Origin of the sequence: Aeromonas fluvialis, assembly GCF_000819885.1 — a bacterium.
Taxonomy (GTDB): domain Bacteria; phylum Pseudomonadota; class Gammaproteobacteria; order Enterobacterales; family Aeromonadaceae; genus Aeromonas; species Aeromonas fluvialis.
The window spans coordinates 92,830-108,949 of sequence record NZ_CDBO01000008.1 but is presented as its reverse complement, the minus strand read 5'-3'; the positions used below and the strand labels follow the sequence as shown (position 1 = coordinate 108,949).

Annotated in this window: 18 protein-coding genes; 15 read left to right on the top strand and 3 right to left on the bottom strand. The window is 60.6% G+C overall.

All coding sequences use genetic code 11. The features are described 5' to 3' along the window. Window positions 1-472 precede the first annotated feature (472 nt). The 10 genes from BN1125_RS01525 to mltB all read left to right on the top strand — a co-directional run bounded on the left by BN1125_RS01525 (window position 473) and on the right by mltB (window position 10,326). Entirely contained in the window at window positions 473-847 is a 375-nt protein-coding gene (locus BN1125_RS01525; RefSeq protein ID WP_042010168.1) for a hypothetical protein, read from the top strand. A 121-nt stretch (window positions 848-968) separates the two neighbouring features. After that, a complete protein-coding gene (locus BN1125_RS01520) occupies window positions 969-1,247 on the top strand; it encodes a peptidylprolyl isomerase (protein ID WP_040066119.1) in 279 nt (92 codons plus the stop codon). Window positions 1,248-1,435: 188 nt separating this feature from the next. Beyond that, window positions 1,436-2,110: a DUF1499 domain-containing protein gene (locus BN1125_RS01515; protein WP_042010165.1), complete on the top strand. Its 675-nt coding sequence runs from the start codon at window positions 1,436-1,438 to the stop codon at window positions 2,108-2,110. Window positions 2,111-2,135: 25 nt separating this feature from the next. Beyond that, on the top strand, window positions 2,136-2,717 hold the full coding sequence (locus BN1125_RS01510; RefSeq protein ID WP_042010163.1) for a carboxymuconolactone decarboxylase family protein: 582 nt from the start codon (window positions 2,136-2,138) through the stop codon (window positions 2,715-2,717). Then, window positions 2,717-4,870 (top strand): FAD-dependent oxidoreductase, encoded by a 2,154-nt coding sequence (locus tag BN1125_RS01505; protein WP_042010160.1) that lies wholly within the window; start codon window positions 2,717-2,719, stop codon window positions 4,868-4,870. Before BN1125_RS01510 ends, BN1125_RS01505 begins: the two co-directional genes overlap by 1 nt. Window positions 4,871-4,887: 17 nt before the next feature. Continuing rightward, window positions 4,888-6,108: an ABC transporter substrate-binding protein gene (locus tag BN1125_RS01500; protein ID WP_244268446.1), complete on the top strand. Its 1,221-nt coding sequence runs from the start codon at window positions 4,888-4,890 to the stop codon at window positions 6,106-6,108. A 77-nt stretch (window positions 6,109-6,185) separates the two neighbouring features. Further along, entirely contained in the window at window positions 6,186-7,820 is a 1,635-nt protein-coding gene (locus tag BN1125_RS01495; protein WP_156993013.1) for an ABC transporter permease, read from the top strand. 23 nt (window positions 7,821-7,843) lie between these two features. After that, on the top strand, window positions 7,844-8,482 hold the full coding sequence (locus BN1125_RS01490) for an ATP-binding cassette domain-containing protein (protein ID WP_042010156.1): 639 nt from the start codon (window positions 7,844-7,846) through the stop codon (window positions 8,480-8,482). A gap of 14 nt (window positions 8,483-8,496) precedes the next feature. Continuing rightward, on the top strand, window positions 8,497-9,111 hold the full coding sequence (locus BN1125_RS01485) for a CDP-alcohol phosphatidyltransferase family protein (RefSeq protein WP_042010154.1): 615 nt from the start codon (window positions 8,497-8,499) through the stop codon (window positions 9,109-9,111). Between the two features lie 132 nt (window positions 9,112-9,243). Then, window positions 9,244-10,326, top strand: coding sequence for a lytic murein transglycosylase B (gene mltB, locus BN1125_RS01480; protein ID WP_042010178.1), 1,083 nt, complete (start codon window positions 9,244-9,246; stop codon window positions 10,324-10,326). Between the two features lie 103 nt (window positions 10,327-10,429). Here the strand turns inward: mltB and pgm are convergent, their stop codons facing one another. After that, window positions 10,430-12,079, bottom strand: coding sequence for a phosphoglucomutase (alpha-D-glucose-1,6-bisphosphate-dependent) (gene pgm / locus BN1125_RS01475; RefSeq protein WP_042010151.1), 1,650 nt, complete (start codon window positions 12,077-12,079; stop codon window positions 10,430-10,432). Between the two features lie 63 nt (window positions 12,080-12,142). Next, a complete protein-coding gene (gene seqA, locus BN1125_RS01470; protein ID WP_042010149.1) occupies window positions 12,143-12,652 on the bottom strand; it encodes a replication initiation negative regulator SeqA in 510 nt (169 codons plus the stop codon). A gap of 291 nt (window positions 12,653-12,943) precedes the next feature. On the opposite strand from seqA, the gene BN1125_RS01465 reads away from it, so the two are divergent. From BN1125_RS01465 to fldA, 4 genes are read left to right on the top strand one after another with little or no spacing between them, the layout of a single operon-like run. Beyond that, complete coding sequence (locus BN1125_RS01465; protein ID WP_042010176.1) at window positions 12,944-13,708, top strand: alpha/beta fold hydrolase; 765 nt, start codon at window positions 12,944-12,946, stop codon at window positions 13,706-13,708. A 55-nt stretch (window positions 13,709-13,763) separates the two neighbouring features. Further along, on the top strand, window positions 13,764-13,985 hold the full coding sequence (locus BN1125_RS01460; protein WP_042010148.1) for a DUF2788 domain-containing protein: 222 nt from the start codon (window positions 13,764-13,766) through the stop codon (window positions 13,983-13,985). A gap of 20 nt (window positions 13,986-14,005) precedes the next feature. Beyond that, a complete protein-coding gene (ybfE, locus tag BN1125_RS01455) occupies window positions 14,006-14,302 on the top strand; it encodes a LexA regulated protein (RefSeq protein ID WP_042010145.1) in 297 nt (98 codons plus the stop codon). Window positions 14,303-14,341: 39 nt separating this feature from the next. After that, entirely contained in the window at window positions 14,342-14,866 is a 525-nt protein-coding gene (gene fldA / locus BN1125_RS01450; RefSeq protein WP_033113451.1) for a flavodoxin FldA, read from the top strand. Window positions 14,867-14,936: 70 nt separating this feature from the next. Here the strand turns inward: fldA and BN1125_RS01445 are convergent, their stop codons facing one another. Next, window positions 14,937-15,410 carry a DUF4442 domain-containing protein gene (locus BN1125_RS01445; RefSeq protein ID WP_042010142.1) on the bottom strand — a complete coding sequence of 158 codons (474 nt, stop codon included), beginning with the start codon at window positions 15,408-15,410 and terminating at the stop codon, window positions 14,937-14,939. A gap of 242 nt (window positions 15,411-15,652) precedes the next feature. Between BN1125_RS01445 and fur the strand changes: the two genes are divergently transcribed. Further along, entirely contained in the window at window positions 15,653-16,081 is a 429-nt protein-coding gene (gene fur / locus BN1125_RS01440) for a ferric iron uptake transcriptional regulator (RefSeq protein ID WP_042010140.1), read from the top strand. Window positions 16,082-16,120: the final 39 nt, after the last annotated feature.

The following is a 16,120-nucleotide window of genomic DNA, read 5'->3' as shown; positions in this document are numbered from 1 at the left end:
TTACGGGGCATTTGCTAAAGCGGCGCAGCACGTCATAGGGTACATGGCCGTGACTTAACAATGCGCGCCAGATAAATAGCGAACCTTATCCTAACATAGGCATCGGCCAGCGACAGCGCGGCACCATTTGCAAATTCGTCATATTTTTTAAGCGGTTGACCACAAATCACACATTTTGACGACAATTGCGACGCCCCGCTTTCCCGATGGAAGCGAATTGACCTGCCCTGCATAAGGTTCACCCCGCCATCAGGCACCATTTGTCACCTCTCCCCCTCTCTTTACCACCAGACACCCACCACGACAGAGTTTGTCGGCATCGCCCCACCCTCACCGTTTAACCAGCCCGGCACGCGCCAACGCCCACCGTACGGGTGATTAAGAATTGCTCGTTCAGCGCAATCGAATTATCCCGCTGCCTTTGCAGACGCCCCTCCCTCACACTTGAACCATCAACTGAAGGAGACACATCATGCATGCACGTAGCGAACAGATGGCTGACTATATTGCCGATCGTCTCGAGTTCATTACCTTTCTCGCCTGTTGCAGCGCCCTGCTGGCCCTGCTGACCGGCATGAGTGGCCAACAGGCACTGGCCTTTACCGCCCTGAACCTGCCGTTTGGCCTCGGTATTCTGCTGGCGATGGCGATGCTGGCCCCCCTGCCCGCCCACTGGCGGCTGCCGGGGATCACCTTGCTGCTGGCAGGTTGCGCCCTGATGACCCTGAAACTGGGAGGGGAGTGGCTCAATCCACTGGCCATCTGGTGCCTCTACGCCCTGCTCGGGCTGGAGATCATCTGGCAAGCTCGCCCCCGCGCCGTGCTGGCCTCTCGCGCTCGCCAATAATAGGGCTGACGAGTGCCGGTAAATGGCGGGCGGTGAGGGCTGACGCCGGGGGCAAATTGGGGTACGCTTGCGCCCCCATTTGTCAACACGATGTGTCGCCATCACACCCAGGAGCGCCCCGATGAAAAAAGCCTGTGCCCAGCACATTCTGGTCAAGACCGAAAAACAGTGTCTGGAGATCAAGGAGAAGATCGAAAAGGGAGCCGACTTCGGCCAGATGGCCAAGCGCTTCTCCACCTGCCCCTCAGGCAAGCGTTTTGGCGATTTGGGAGAGTTTTCCAAGGGAGATATGGTAAAAGCGTTTGACGATGCGGTATTCAAGGGCGAACTGCTCAAGGTGCTGGGGCCGGTGCGCACCAAGTTCGGCTTTCACCTGATCAAAGTGCTCTATCGCAATTAACATAAGCCACCCCATCGCAACTGACCATTTTCTCGGTGAAGCGCCCATCAGGCGGGCTTCACCACCTCTGCATCCCCCCTCGCAAAACTGGCCGAAACCACGCCAAATTCGCATTAATTTACTAACGTTATCAGGCAATTAAGTTTATCCTTCTCGGCATTGTCCACATTCGACGAGGATCCCGTGCTATGCCCCGCTCTTGCTTGTGGCCCCTGCTGGCCTGGTTACTCCCGTTTGCTGGCGCGCTTGGCAGCCGCCTTCATCTCTGGCCCTGGTGGATCGGCTTTGCGATCTGTCTCATCGGAGCGCTTGTCTCCCTTATCTTGCTGGTGCGTCTGCCCTGGAGCCACAACCGGCTGGCCAGCGGCCTTGGCGCCTTGCCACTGCTGCTGCCGCTGACCTTTGTCGTGCAGGCGCTGCGCATGCCGCTGATCAACGATGTGAGCACCGATCCCTATCATCCCCCCCTGTTGCGCTGGGCGGCAGAGCTCAGAACCGCGCAGGATCTGCCAATGAATAGCGCCCCGCTGAAAGCATTTGAAAGAAATCCCGGTCCTCTCTTTACTAAAGCCTCCCCTGCCGAAGTGGTCATTGAAGCCAGCGAACTGATGCAAGAGCTGGGCTGGCAGGTGCGACCGAGCCCGGATGGTCTGGATGCAGTGGCCACTACCGGCTGGTTCGGTTTTCAGGATGATGTGGCGTTGCGGGTCTTTGCTGGCCCCAACGAGACCCGCATCGATATGCGTTCAGCCTCCCGTCAGGGGCGCAGCGACTTGGGCACCAACCGGGCACGGATCGAGGATTTCCTGGCGCGCCTGAACGAGCGCCTCGGCCAGGCCTACAAACCCAAAATGAAACAGTAAATATGGAACGACAGGAAGGTAACTGATGCGCGTTGAGGTCAAACCAGACCGGGAATATGCCTGGTTTATCCGTCCCTTTTTCTGGCTGCAAAAGCGCAACTATGGTCAGGTGCTTATTCCGGGCAAGTGCTGGGGCCGCTCGCCGCGCCTCTTTGCCGCCGTCGCCACCCTCTACGGCGTCATCAACCGCAAGCGCTCCCCCATAGACTCCGTACTGCGCTCTCTGGTGACGGTGCGGGTCTCCCAGCTCAACTGGTGCCGCTTCTGCGTCGACATCAACGCCATGACCCTGATCAAACGGGCTGGCTCCAGCGACAAGGTGGAGGCGCTGGCCAACTGGCGCGAAAGCCCCTTGTTCGATGAGCGGGAAAAAGCGGTGCTCGACTACACCGAAGCGATGACCGGGCTGGATGGGGTGAGCGATGAACAGGCGGCCCGCCTCAAGCCCTGGTTCGACGACGATGCCATGGTGGAGCTGACCGGCCTTATCGCCTTCCAGAACATGTCAGCCAAGTTCAACGCCGCCCTCGATATCGCCCCGCAGGGCTTCTGCCAACTGCCGGTACAACCGGAACGCCCCACCCAACCAGACAGCAAGGACGCCTGATGAACCGGACCCGCCTGCTGCTTGCGCTGGTGATGGGGAGCCTTATCGGCACCTTTTTTGCCCTCGATCTTGGCCGTTACCTCACTCTGGACGCCTTGCAGGCCCAGCAGACGGCAGTGGCGCAATGGGTCGACAGCCACTTTGTCTCGGCCAGCCTGCTGTTCGTGCTTATCTATGTGCTGAGCACTGCCCTCTCCCTGCCCGGCGCCAGCCTGCTCACCCTGGGTGGCAGCGCGGTCTTCGGCGTCGCCTGGGGGCTGCTGCTGGTCTCCTTTGCCAGCACCATAGGCGCGACCCTGGCCTTTCTCAGCGCCCGTTTTCTGCTGCGCGACTGGGTCACGGCCCGCTTTGGCGACAAGCTGGCCACCTTTCAGTCCGGCATGGCGAAGGAGGGGGCCTTCTATCTGCTGAGCCTGCGCCTCATCCCCGTCTTCCCCTTCTTTCTGGTCAACCTGCTGATGGGGCTCACCCCCATCAGAGTCAGCACCTACTACTGGGTGAGCCAGCTTGGCATGCTGCCCGGCACCTTCGTCTATGTGCTGGCGGGCAGCGAGCTTGGCCAGTTAACCAGCACCGGCAATATCCTCTCCCCCGGCCTGATGGTGGCGTTGACCCTGCTGGGGCTGATGCCTTGGCTGGTCAAGAAATTGACCGCACACCTCGCCCAGCGGCGCCTGCACGCCCCCTACCGCAAACCCGCTCGCTATGACTACAACCTGCTGGTGATCGGTGCGGGTGCCGGTGGGCTGGTCACCAGCTATATTGCCGCGGCGGTGAAGGCCAAGGTAGCGCTCATCGAGAAGCACAAGATGGGGGGCGATTGCCTCAACAGCGGCTGCGTCCCCTCCAAGGCATTGATCCGAAGCGCCCGCTTTGCCGCAGAGCAGCGCAAAGCCGAAAGTCTGGGCTTTAGTCCAAGCCACTCCTGCGCCGATTTTGCCGCCGTGATGGAGCGGGTGGCTGAGGTGATCAAGGAGGTCGAGCCCCACGATTCGGTGGCGCGCTATGAAGGGCTTGGGGTGGAGTGCATCGAAGGGGAGGCGCGGCTGGTCTCCCCCTGGGAGGTGGAAGTCAATGGCCAGCGCCTCGCCAGCCGTCATATCGTCATCGCTACCGGCGCCCGGCCGCTGGTGCCCAAGCTGCCGGGGCTGGATCAGGTGCCTTACCTCACCTCGGATAGCGTTTGGCAGTTGCGCACCCCGCCGCGCCGCCTGTTGGTGCTGGGCGGTGGCCCCATCGGCTGCGAGCTGGCCCAGAGCTTCGCCCTGCTCGGCATTCCCGTTACGTTGGTGGAACTCTCGGAGCAACTGCTGCCCCGCGAAGATAGCGAGGTAGCCGACGCGCTGGCCGAGCAGATGATCCGCGATGGCGTGCGGCTACTCACCGGCTGGCGCGCCGAACGAGCCGACTATCTGCCCGCAGCCGAGGGGGAACTCCCCATCCGGCTGCAACTGCGCCGGGGCGATGAGACGCAGGTGGTGGAAGGGGATCAGCTGCTGCTGGCACTGGGTCGGGTCGCCAACGTCAGCGGCTTCGGGCTCGAAGCGCTGGGGGTCGAGCTTGCCCACCGCGGCACCATAGCGGTAGATGGCTTCCTTGCAACCAACTTCCCCAGCATACTGGCGGTAGGAGACGTAGCGGGCCCTTACCAGTTCACCCACTTCGCCGCTCATCAGGCCTGGTATGCGGCGGTCAATGCCCTGTTTGGCCAGTTCAAGCGCTTTCGGGCCGACTATCGGGTCATTCCGGCGGCCACCTACACCACACCGGAAATTGCCCGGGTCGGCCTCAATCGCAAGGAGGCCGAGGGGCAGGGGACTCCCTTCGAGGCGACCCGCTTCGAGCTGGCCGAGCTGGATCGCGCCATCGCCGATGGCGAGCGCCACGGTTTTGTCGAGGTGCTGACCGTGCCGGGTAAAGATACTATCCTTGGCGCCACCATAGTGGGCACTCACGCCGGTGAACGGATCGCCGAGTTCGTGCTCGCCATGCGCCACCGCCTCGGCCTTGGCAAGATCCTCGGCACCATTCATGCCTACCCCACCCTGATGGAGGGGAACAAATATGTGGCAGGTGAATGGAAACGGGCCCACCAGCCCACCCGGGTGCTGGCCCTGCTGGCCCGTTATCACCGCTGGCGCCGTGGCGCCTGACAACCAGGGAAACGTTTATGCTCACGCCATTCTCACTGCTCAACTCACGCCTCAACTCACACCGTAACTCTCGGCTCAAACAGCGGCTCAACGCCCTGCTGTGCGCCCTGCCCCTGCTGGCCAGCGGCCCGCTGTTAGCAAATACCGATGACAGCTGGCAACAGACCCTTGAGGAGGCAAAAGGGCAGACGGTCTATTTCAACGCCTGGGGCGGCAGCCCGGAGATCAACGCCTATCTGGTGTGGGCCGGGCAGGAGATCGTGCGCGACTATCAGGTCAAGCTGGTGCAGGTGAAGGTGGATGACATCGCCCAGAGCGTCAGCCAGCTGCTGGCCAACAAGCAGGCGGGCAAGCGCACTGGCGGCCCCATCGATCTGCTCTGGGTCAACGGCGAGAACTTCAAGGCGCTCAAGGAGCAGGGGCTGCTTGGCGCCCCCTTTACCGCTGAGCTACCCAACATGGCGCTGGTCGACAGCACCCTGCCGGTGAGTGAGGACTTCACCCTGCCGATAGAGGGACTGGAAGCCCCCTGGGGCATCGGCCAGCTCAATCTGATGGTCGATACCGAAGAGGTCACCAGAGCGCCCACCTCGGCAGCGGCCCTGCTTGCGTGGGCCAAGACCCATCCCGGCCGCTTCACCTATCCCAAACCGCCCCAGTTTCATGGCTCCAGCTTTCTCAAGCAGATCTTGCTGGAGTTGACGCCAACCCCCGCGCCCCTCTATCGGGAGGCGACCGAGAGCGACTTTGCCCAGCTCACCGCCCCGCTCTGGGCCTGGCTCGATGAACTGCATCCGGCACTCTGGCGCAAGGGCAAGCTGTTCCCAGCCAGCGCCGCCGAGACCCGCCAACTGCTCGATGATGGCGAGCTGGCGATGGCCATCAGCTTCAACCCGCAGGAGGCACAAAGCGCGGCCCAGATTGGCGCCCTGCCCCCCAGCGTGGAAGCGGTCGCCATGGAAAAGGGCGCGCTCACCAACAGCCACTTTCTCGCCATCCCCTTCAATGCCAACGCCCGTGCGGGGGCCAAGGTGGTGGCCAACTTCCTGCTGAGCCCGGCGGCGCAGGCACGAAAGGCCAATCCGGCGTTCTGGGGTGATACTAGCGTGCTGCGGGCCGATACCCTGCCTGACGCCGCCAAGGGGCAACCGGCACTGCGCTTCAAGGCGGTGGCCGAGCCTCACCCCAGCTGGCAGCTCAAACTGGAAGCGGCCTGGGCCGAACGTTACGGCCACTGATGAGTGCTGCTGGTCACCCGCTTGCCCATGCCCGACCTTGGTGCCGGTTGACACGCCACCCCAGTATGAATATGGGGGTGGCGGTCATTTATCTGGCGCTCTTCGTCATCCCTCTGTTGGCGGGGCTATGGCAATTGCTGGCGGAGGGGATGAGCGCCTCTCATCTCGCCTTGCTGCTGGACCAGCCTGGCCTCTGGCACTCCGCTGCGCTGAGCCTGTGGATTGGCGCCGCCTCGACCCTCGGTAGTCTGCTGTTGACCGCACTGCTGCTGGCCCACAGCGACAGCCGGGCTTTCGGGCTGCTCCGTCGTCTGCTCTCGCCGATGCTGGCCATGCCCCACGTCGCCTTTGCCATCGGTTTTGCCTTTCTGCTGGCCCCCTCCGGCTGGCTGATGCGGCTCGTCTCGCCAGTTCTGACCGGGTTTGATCTCCCCCCCGATTGGCAGACCATTCGGGATCCTTGGGGGCTCGGGCTGATTGCACTGCTCGTTTTCAAAGAGACCCCCTTTCTGCTGCTGATGGCGATGGCCGCACAGCAACCCACCCAGCTGGCACGCCAGCAGTGGCTGGGGGCGAGCTTCGGCTTCAGCGCCCCCCAGATCTGGTGGCGCCTGCTGCTGCCAGCGCTCTGGCCAGCCCTGCGCCTGCCCATCTATGCGGTGGCGGCCTACGGGGTGGCGGTGGTGGATCTCGCCCAACTGCTAGGGCCCGATGCCCCCGCCCCGCTGGCGGTAAGGTTGTGGCTCTGGTATCAGGACCCGGATCTGCTCTGGCGCGGTGCCACCGCCAGCGGTGCCCTGCTGCTGCTCGCCATCACGGCGCTGCTTATCACCCTGCTCAGATTACTGGAGTGGCTTCATAAAGAGGTTGGCAAAGGCTGCTGGCTCGATGGCAAACGGGCTGCGCCCGATCCCTTTGCCAACCGGCTCGCAGCAGGCTCTGCATTCACTCTGATCACCCTCAATCTGGCGGTGCTGGCGGCGCTGCTGCTCTGGTCGCTGGCGCGCCGCTGGCCCTTTCCCGCCCTCTGGCCCAGCCAGTGGAGCGGCCACTACTGGCTGGATCTGCTGCCCACCCTGCTGCCGCTGCTGACAACCAGCGCACTGCTGGCACTGGCGAGCGGCTTGCTGGCACTGGTGATGGCGGTGCTGAGTCTGGAGGTGCAAGCCGGGCGCCGCCCCTGGCCGCTCTGGCTTATCTGCCTGCCACTGTTGCTGCCGCAGGCCAGCCTGCTGTTTGGCATCCGGCTCGGGCTGGACTGGCTTGCACATAACGCGATAAGCAGCGGCATTGGCTGGGGCTGGGTGCTCTGGAGCCAGCTGCTGTTTGTCTTCCCCTACGTCTATCTCTGCCTGCACGGCCCCTATCGCCAGTTCGACCCGCGGATCACCCAGAGCGCCCTGCTGCTGGGGGCGACGCCATGGCGCGCCTGGTGGCAGGTCAAAGCGCCGCTGCTGGCGCGCCCGCTGCTGTTTGCCTTCGGCGTCGGGGCGGCGGTGAGCCTGGCCCAATATCTGCCAACCCTGCTGTTTGGCGCAGGCAGGGTGGTCACCATCACCACAGAAGCGGTGGCCATCGGTAGCGGTCTCAACCGACGGCTGGCCGGGCTCTACGGCCTGCTGCAACTCTTGTTGCCGCTCGTTATCTATCTGCTGGCGCTCTGGCTGCCGGCGCGGATCAATCCGGCGCTCAAAGGGGGCGGCTCACGATGAACTCTCATGATGGAAATAGCCATATGCTGAGCACCACGCCTCTTCGACTTTATCTCGATGAAAATCTGCTGCTCTCGCTCCCCGCCCTGCAGGTGGCGCCCGGCGAGGTATTGACCCTGATGGGGCCCAGCGGCTGTGGCAAAAGCTCGCTGCTGGCGGCGCTGGCGGGGATACTGCCCGCAATCGGTCCGATCCGGCTGGAGGGGGAAGTCACCCTCGGCGAACGTCAGCTCACTCATCTGCCACCCCAGACGCGGCGCATCGGCATGCTGTTTCAGGATGATCTGCTGTTCGACCATCTGACGGTGGCGGAGAACCTGATGTTCGCCATGCCTGCGACCATCAAGGGGAAAAACGTGCGGCGGGAAAAGGCGCTGACTGCATTGGCGCAGGTCGCGCTGGCGGATCAGGCTGACAAGCTGCCGCAGCTGCTGTCAGGGGGTCAGCGGGCGCGGGTCAGTCTGCTGCGGGCCCTGTTGGCCGAACCCGATGCCCTGCTGCTGGACGAGCCCTTCTCCCGCCTCGACAAGCCGCTGCGGGCCGCCTTTCGCGCGCTGGTATTCGCGCAGATCAAGGCGCTGGCCATCCCCGCTATTCTGGTGACCCACGACGAAGAGGATGCACCGGGCACCATACTCAATCTCACCGAATCCTGTTTTTAACCGAGGAGTTCACCTTGTTTGACCGCCACCTGATCCCCGTGATCCGCAGCCCTCTCACCCAGCTTGCCAAACCGCTCTGCCGCGCCGGGATCAGTGCCAATCAGGTGAGCCTCACCGGCTTTGCCATCGGCATGCTGGCGCTGCCGCTGCTGGCCTTTGGCTGCTATCAGTGGGCACTCGCGGCCATCCTGCTCAACCGGCTGCTGGACGGGCTCGATGGCGCCGTGGCGCGGGAGACCGGCATCACCGACTGCGGCGGCTTTCTCGATATCACGCTGGACTTTATTTTCTACGCCGCCGTGGTGCTGGGCTTTGCCCTCGCCGCCCCCGCCAATGCGCTGCCCGCCGCCACCCTGCTGTTTGCCTTTATGGGCACAGGATCGAGCTTTCTGGCGTTTGCCATCATGGCGGGCAAGCGGGGGATCGACAATCCGGTCTATCACCACAAGTCCCTCTACTATCTGGGCGGCCTCACCGAGGGGAGTGAGACCATCGCCCTCTTTGTGCTGATGTGCCTGTGGCCCGCCGCCTTCGCCCCGCTCGCCTACGGCTTTGCCCTGCTCTGCGCCATCACCACCCTGACCCGACTCTGGAGCGGCTACCACACGCTACGTCCTCCCCAGCCATAAACAGCACAGCCCTCACCGGAGGGCTAATCCATCGCACGATGAATTGGCGGCAAACAAGGCGCACGGAACACTTGCACGGGGATGGCAATGTTTTACCATGACGACACTTTTATCAGTCTCTTTGAGAACCCTATGCGTCGCCTTGCCTCTCTTCTCACTCTGTCGTTATTCCCCCTGCTCGGTGGCTGCAGCAGCGCCCCAACACCAAAGCCCGTGGTCGTCCCCCAACCCAAGAGCGCCTTTATCAATCAGGCGCCATCGAGTAAACCCGTTTATACACAAGGGGTTAGCAAAGGGGACTTCGCCAATCGCCCAAACGTGGACAGATTCGTCCAGAAAATGGTCGAGAAGCACGGTTTTGACAACGCCCAGCTGCATCAGGTGCTGGCACAGGCAGAGCGTTATGACTGGATCATCCGCCTGATGGATGCCCAGGCGCCGACCACCGCCAAGCCCACCGGCCCGACCGGTGCCTGGAACCGCTATCGCGCCAAGTTCATCACCCCCGACAACGTGCAAAACGGCGTCAACTTCTGGCGTGAATACGCAAGCGAGCTGAACCGGGCGGAGCAGATCTACGGGGTGCCGCCGGAGATCATCGTCGGTATTATCGGGGTCGAGACCCGCTGGGGCCGGGTGATGGGCAAGACCCGCATTCTGGATGCACTGGCCACCCTGGCATTTGATTATCCGCGCCGGGCCGAGTTCTTCACCAGCGAATTGGAAGCCTTCCTGGTGATGACCCGCGACGAGGGGATGGATCCTGCCGAACCCAAGGGCTCCTATGCGGGCGCCATGGGCTATGGCCAGTTTATGCCCTCCAGCTTCCAGCGCTATGCGGTGGACTTTGACGGCAACGGCCACACCAACCTGTGGGATCCGGTGGATGCCATTGGCAGCGTCGCCAACTACTTCAAGGCCCACGGCTGGGAGAAAGGCCAACCGGTGGCGGTGCGCGGTCAGGGCCAGCTGCCCGGCTACGAGCATGGCTTCCAGACCCGCTACCCGGTGGCCACCCTGCGCCGTGCAGGGCTCACTCCCACCAGCAGCCTTGGCAACCACAGCGAGTCGAGCCTGCTGCGCCTCGATGTGGGCACCGGCTACCAATACTGGTACGGTCTGCCCAACTTCTACACCATCACCCGCTACAACCACAGCACCCACTACGCCATGGCTGTGTGGCAGCTGGGTCTGGCGGTGAAGGCGGCGCGCTGAAAAGTAGCAATGAGCAGATAAAAGCCTGCAAACAAAAAGGAGCCTGAACGGCTCCTTTTTCATACCAAATACTTTATTTATTCACGGCCGCTGGATCCTGAAATCAGACACCCGCTTTGGCCAGTGCCGCAGAGACGATCTGCTGGGCCTCTTGCTGGATCTGATCCAGATGCGCTTCTCCTTTGAAGCTCTCCATATAGATCTTGTAGATGGCCTCAGTGCCGGAGGGGCGCGCCGCGAACCAGCCGTTCTCGGTCACCACCTTGAGGCCACCGATGGCAGCGTTATTACCCGGTGCACTGGTCAGCTTGGCCAGAATAGGTTCACCCGCCAGCATGGACGCTTCAACCAGTGCCGGATCCAGCTTGGAGAGCACCGCTTTCTGGGCACTGTTGGCCGGGGCGTCGATACGACGGTAGCTGGAGCGGCCAAACTTGGCTTCCAACGCGTCGTAGTGGGCCTGCGGATCCTTGCCGGTCACCGCCAGAATTTCCGCCGCCAGCAGCGCCAGGATGAAACCATCCTTATCGGTGGTCCAGACGGTGCCGTCCTTGCGCAGGAAGGAGGCGCCCGCGCTCTCCTCGCCACCAAAACCGAACTCGCCGCTGTAGAGACCATCCACGAACCACTTGAAGCCGACCGGCACCTCTTTCAGGGTGCGGCCAATCTCGCCGGCCACCCGGTCGATCATGGAAGAGGAGACCAGGGTCTTGCCGACAGCCGCATCGGCAGACCAGCCGGTGCGATGGGTAAACAGATACTGGATCGCCACCGCCAGATAGTGGTTCGGGTTCATCAGGCCAGACTTGGTGACGATGCCGTGACGGTCGTAGTCGGGGTCGTTGCCAAGGGCGATGTCGAACTTGTCTTTAAGGGCAATCAGGCTCGCCATGGCGAACGGGCTGGAGCAGTCCATCCGGATCTTGCCGTCTTTATCCAGGGTCATGAAGGAGAAGGTCGGGTCGACCTTGTAGTTCACCACCTCGATATTCAGGCCATAGGTCTTGGCGATGACGTCCCAATAGGCGACGCCGGATCCGCCCAGCGGATCGACACCGATCTTGATGCCCGCGTTCTTGATGGCATCCATGTCCAGCACGTTCTTCAGATCATCCACGTAAGGGGTGACATAGTCGTGCTCAACCACGAACGGGCTCTTGAGCGCCTCGGCAAACGGCATCCGCTTCACGCCAGCCAGACCTGCTTCCAGAATGGCGTTGGCCCGGTCTTCCACCCACTTGGTGATCTCCCCTTCGGCGGGGCCACCGTGGGGTGGGTTGTACTTGAACCCCCCATCTTCCGGCGGGTTGTGAGAGGGGGTGATCACCACACCGTCTGCGCGGGCAGCGGGTTTACTCGCGTTGTAGCGCAGGATGGCGTGAGAGATGACAGGGGTCGGGGTAAAACCGAGGCCAGCCTGAATGCGGGTTTCAACACCGTTAGCGGCCAGCACTTCGACGGCGCTGGCAAAGGCGGATTCGGACAGGGCGTGGGTATCCATGCCGACAAACAGCGGACCCGTGATGCCGGCCTGCTGGCGATACTCCACCAGTGCTTGGGTCACCGCCAGAATGTGGGATTCGGTAAAGGCGTTGTGCAGGGCACTGCCGCGGTGGCCTGAGGTACCGAAGGCAACCCGCTGTTCGGGGCGGCTCATGTCGGGCTTGTTGAGATAGTAGGCGCTGACCAGACGGGGAATGTTGGTGAGATCACTTAAACGGGCCGGTTGTCCGGCATGAGAATGCTGAGCCATGGCGTTTTCCTTACGTTATGGCGGCCTTGTCAGACAAGGCCTTAGTCTAATGAAACCGTTAAATCAAATCGCGCCGCAGACCCGAGCAATCACCTCGTCGTTGTAGCCCATGCTTTGCATCAGCAAGGCCACCATATTTTGTTTACGACTAGTGTTGGTGTTGGTGATCACCCAGAACGGCGTATCCGGCACCTGCTTGGGCTTGGTGGTGCTGCCACTGGCGCGCAGAGCCTCGGGATCCCGCGAGAAATAGACTCGCTTGCGCCCCTTTATTTCGGTAGCCTGGGTAAACCCGGCCGGATCGTCCCGGTAGAGGTTACTGAGCACCTGCATGAAGCGGTTGATGGACTTCTCTTCCTTTTGCAGCTCACCGGAATCGAGCAGGGCTTGCAGCCCCATGGCGTCGGTCACTGTGGGTGATGGAACCGCCGTCACTTGTGCTGCGACCGGCGAGGTCTGACGGACGGGTTGTTCCAGCAGACGGCGCAGAATATCGGAGGCACTCTCACCAATGTGCCGGGTCTGGCTGGCGATATAGAAGTAGAGATCGTCATCAAGCTCGATGGTTTTCATAGGGATGCGCTGGACTCGTCGAAATTCGGATGCGGCGATTATACATAGGCAAACCCGACAGCCCAAGCAAGGGGCTGGCAGATGAACATGAATCTCATCGAGAATACGGCATAATAGCGGGCCAAGTGTGTGATCGGCCGCACTGATAGCCGATCCGGACGGGATTTTTTAGAAAAAAAACCACAAAAAATCCTCCTCTGCTGAACGAAACCCTTTTTTTCCAGTGCGTTAAATAAAACAGCGATACGCACCCATGACCGACAAGGTGTCATTTTGCAACAAAACAGCATATTGAACTTCAAGGAGCAGGGTCAGGGCCCGGCGGTCATTCTGATCCACGGCCTGTTTGGCAGCCTCGACAACCTGGGTCTGCTGGCCCGCCCCCTCAGCGAGCAGTACCGTGTCATCAGCGTCGATCTGCGCAACCACGGCGCCTCCTTTCATAGCAGCGAGATGAGCTATCCCGCCCAGGCAGTCGATATCCTGACCCTGATGGATCGGCTGGAGATTGCCGATGCCACCCTGATTGGCCACTCCATGGGTGGCAAAGTCGCAATGCAGGTCGCCAAGCTGGCGCCAACGCGGGTAAGTCGTCTGACCGTCGCCGATATGGCGCCGGTCGCCTATCCCCACTCCCGCCACCGGAATGTGTTCGCCGGCCTCAACGCAACCCTGGCAACTCGACCCCAGAGCCGCAGCGATGCGGAGCGCATTCTGGCCGAACATATCGAGATCGCCGGGGTGCGCCAGTTCCTGCTCAAATCCTTCGCCAAAGGCGAAGCTGGCTGGGGTTGGCGTTTCAATGTGCCCGCGCTTGAGCAAAACTACGCCAATATCATGGGTTGGCCAGAGGATGATCGCCGCTTCGAGGGGCCCGTGCTCTTTATCAAGGGGGGGGATTCTGACTATATGCAACCGCAATATAGCGAGACCACACTGAGCCAGTTCCCGGCGACAAAGGTACGGGTGATTGCCGGCACCGGCCACTGGCTACATGCGGAAAAACCGATGTTGTTCAACAAACTGGTTGTGGATTTCCTGTCGACAGGCGGTTAACAGTTTCAAATCCTTTGTGATATAGTGCGCCGGTCATAAGGAGTGTGCGCAATCCATGCTAAGTGAACATATCGACCTGATCGAAAGTCTGGGCCTCAAGTTATTCTTGGTGGCCATTTTCATTTTGATTGGTCTGGCCATTCAGGATGTGCTCAAACGTGGCAATGTGCCCCGTTTCGGACGTTTTATCGTCTGGTTGGTGCTGTTTCTGGGTTGCGCGGGTTTTGTCGCCAAGGGGCTGATCGAGCTGAGCTGGGAAGGCTCAGGCCTCGGCTAACTTATTTTCATCTGTGATTTATGGCCAAACAGCAAACTGATCGAACAACACTGGATCTGTTCGCAAGTGAGAAGCGGCCCGGCAGGCCAAAGACCAACCCACTCCCCCGCGAGACTCAGCTCAAGATCAACAAGCGCAACCAGCTCAAGCGCGATCGGGAGAACGGTCTTAAGCGGGTAGAGTTAAAGGTGGAGGCCGAGTTGCTGGAGCGCCTGAACCAACTTGCGTTGCAACAGAACATCAGCCGAGCCGAGCTGATCCAATCTATCCTGAAACAACAGATTGAGTCCGCGTTTGCCGTGGACATTGCAGTCTGAGCGTTGAGCATTAACACCAAATACGGGTAACTAAACACTATGGCAAGTGTAGGTCTGTTTTTTGGCAGCGATACCGGTAACACCGAAGCTGTCGCCAAGATGATCCAGAAAGAGCTGGGCAAAAACCTGATTGAAGTTCGTGATATCGCCAAGAGCAGCAAGGCCGACATCGAAAACTTCGATCTGCTGATGTTTGGCATTCCGACCTGGTACTACGGCGAAGCACAGGCCGACTGGGACGACTTCTTCCCCGATCTGGGCGAAATCGACTTCACCAACAAGCTGGTCGCCATCTTCGGTTGCGGAGATCAGGAAGATTACGCCGAGTACTTCCTCGACGCCATGGGCACCCTGCGCGACATCGTCGAAGCCAAGGGCGCCATCATCATCGGTCACTGGCCGACCGCGGGCTACGAGTTCGAAGCCTCCAAGGCGCTGGTGGATGACAAGCACTTTGTCGGTCTGGGTATCGATGAAGATCGCCAGCCGGAGCTGACTGCCGAGCGCGTCAAGGGCTGGTGCAAACAGCTGCATGAAGAGATGTGCCTGGGCGAGCTGGAGTAATCCCCGTCCCCTCATCTCTCTGACAACAAGGGCCCCGTCGGGGCCTTTGTTGTATCTGCGATCCAGTTGTTTATCCGCTTCTGTGCTCCGGTTTGGCGCGCACATAGAGGGTGCGTTTGACCTGAGCCACCAGCTCACCGCTCTTGTCCTGCACCGTCACTTCGAACTCGGGGAAGTGCTTGTTGCCCCCTGCCGTCGCCGCCACGATATCGGCCAGCGAGCCCTCGGTCAGGTTGAACTCGGCTACCAGCTTGCCTTTGCCCGGTTTGATGTAGTTGATGCTGCCCGCCTTGTCCCAGACGTAATAGCGATTCTTGAAGTAACCCATCAGCATCAGCGGATAGATGGGGTCCGTCATCGCAAACATGCTGCCGCCGAACTGGGTCCGATTGGCATTCTTGTTCCACCAACGGGATTTCAGCGTCACCCGGCAGTAGCGAAAGTCATCGCTCAGGGTCTCTATCTTGATACCAGCGCCCCAGAAGGGTGGCCAGGCGTTGAGTGCGCGGCGCACCCAGGCCGCATTGTCAAAAAGCCAATCCATGGTTCTCATCCGACCAGACATATGAGAGTTACATCTTATCAACATCTGCCATGCCAGCAAGCCGGACAACACGATTGATTATTTCAATCCAATCGGTCATTTATGACTAAACCCCTTGAATTACTGGGTTTATTTTTAGGAAGGCAACGACCTATAATGACAGGCCAAGCGAGTTCAAGGTTGCCATTCCTGCGGCAGTCCATCAGAATAACCCCACCTTCGAGAATGCGAATAAGTAGAATATGGCAGATAACAACCAAGCGTTAAAAAAGGCCGGACTCAAGATCACCTTGCCCCGGGTCAAAATCTTGGAGATCCTGCAACAGCCGGATTGCCAGCACACCAGCGCCGAAGATCTCTATAAAAGACTGATCGACCTGGGTGAAGAGATTGGTCTCGCTACCGTCTATCGCGTTCTCAACCAGTTTGATGATGCCGGTATCGTTACCCGTCACCACTTCGAAGGTGGCAAGTCGGTATTCGAGCTGGCCACTCAAGAGCACCACGACCACCTGGTCTGCCTCGATTGTGGCAAGGTGATCGAGTTCTCCGACGAGGTGATCGAACAGCGCCAGCGCGAGATCGCCAAGAAGCACAACATTCGCCTGACCAACCACAGCCTCTACCTTTATGGTCACTGCGCCAACGGTGATTGCAAGCACGACGCTTGAGTCTGCATGACTGCTGATTGCGGACAATAAAAAAGCCAG

Excerpts from the sequence above, each read along its gene's own strand:
- BN1125_RS01525 (WP_042010168.1), top strand. The coding sequence starts at position 473 with ATGCATGCACGTAGCGAACAGATGGCTGACTATATTGCCGATCGTCTC.
- BN1125_RS01520 (WP_040066119.1), top strand. The coding sequence starts at position 969 with ATGAAAAAAGCCTGTGCCCAGCACATTCTGGTCAAGACCGAAAAACAG.
- BN1125_RS01515 (WP_042010165.1), top strand. The coding sequence starts at position 1,436 with ATGCCCCGCTCTTGCTTGTGGCCCCTGCTGGCCTGGTTACTCCCGTTT.
- BN1125_RS01510 (WP_042010163.1), top strand. The coding sequence starts at position 2,136 with ATGCGCGTTGAGGTCAAACCAGACCGGGAATATGCCTGGTTTATCCGT.
- BN1125_RS01505 (WP_042010160.1), top strand. The coding sequence starts at position 2,717 with ATGAACCGGACCCGCCTGCTGCTTGCGCTGGTGATGGGGAGCCTTATC.
- BN1125_RS01500 (WP_244268446.1), top strand. The coding sequence starts at position 4,888 with ATGCTCACGCCATTCTCACTGCTCAACTCACGCCTCAACTCACACCGT.
- BN1125_RS01490 (WP_042010156.1), top strand. The coding sequence starts at position 7,844 with ATGCTGAGCACCACGCCTCTTCGACTTTATCTCGATGAAAATCTGCTG.
- mltB (WP_042010178.1), top strand. The coding sequence starts at position 9,244 with ATGCGTCGCCTTGCCTCTCTTCTCACTCTGTCGTTATTCCCCCTGCTC.
- pgm (WP_042010151.1), bottom strand. The coding sequence starts at position 12,079 with ATGGCTCAGCATTCTCATGCCGGACAACCGGCCCGTTTAAGTGATCTC.
- seqA (WP_042010149.1), bottom strand. The coding sequence starts at position 12,652 with ATGAAAACCATCGAGCTTGATGACGATCTCTACTTCTATATCGCCAGC.
- BN1125_RS01460 (WP_042010148.1), top strand. The coding sequence starts at position 13,764 with ATGCTAAGTGAACATATCGACCTGATCGAAAGTCTGGGCCTCAAGTTA.
- ybfE (WP_042010145.1), top strand. The coding sequence starts at position 14,006 with ATGGCCAAACAGCAAACTGATCGAACAACACTGGATCTGTTCGCAAGT.
- fldA (WP_033113451.1), top strand. The coding sequence starts at position 14,342 with ATGGCAAGTGTAGGTCTGTTTTTTGGCAGCGATACCGGTAACACCGAA.
- BN1125_RS01445 (WP_042010142.1), bottom strand. The coding sequence starts at position 15,410 with ATGGATTGGCTTTTTGACAATGCGGCCTGGGTGCGCCGCGCACTCAAC.
- fur (WP_042010140.1), top strand. The coding sequence starts at position 15,653 with ATGGCAGATAACAACCAAGCGTTAAAAAAGGCCGGACTCAAGATCACC.